This window comes from Microbacterium maritypicum MF109, assembly GCF_000455825.1.
In the GTDB taxonomy this organism is placed as follows: Bacteria; Actinomycetota; Actinomycetes; order Actinomycetales; family Microbacteriaceae; genus Microbacterium; species Microbacterium maritypicum_A.
In genome coordinates, this window is sequence record NZ_ATAO01000033.1 from 1 (window position 1) to 414 (window position 414).

Genomic DNA, 414 nt, shown 5'->3' on the forward strand with positions numbered 1-414 from the left:
CTTAGCGCACCGCTCGTGGTCGCCCACGTCGACGTCACGCGCTTCGTGACGTACGAGGACCCGGACGGCTACGTCCACTCGGCTCCGATCGACATCAACTTCGACGCCGGAGCCGCGGAGTTCGAGGCGGTCGAGGCCGCTGCGGCCACGCTGCTGGCGGGCACCGACGTCACCTGGACGGCGCGGCAACTGGTCGGCGATCCGGCTCTGGCGATCAAGCAGCTCGCCAACAAGCTCGACGCGCAGCTGATCGTCGTCGGTACACGCAAGCGTGGCATCGGCGAGTCGATCAGGGAGTTCTTCACCGGATCGGTGGCCGCGCGCCTCGCACACCGGCAGCATCGTTCGATCCTCGTCGTGCCGCTCGGAGAGTCGGTGCCGGACGAGCAGAAGGAGATCTGGCCCGAGAAGTAG

General features: G+C 67.6%; 1 protein-coding gene. It reads left to right on the forward strand.

Annotated features, from left to right (window positions below; all coding sequences use genetic code 11):
- Positions 1 to 414: universal stress protein (locus tag L687_RS24575; protein ID WP_040569579.1), on the forward strand; the 414-nt coding region annotated here is incomplete at its 5' end.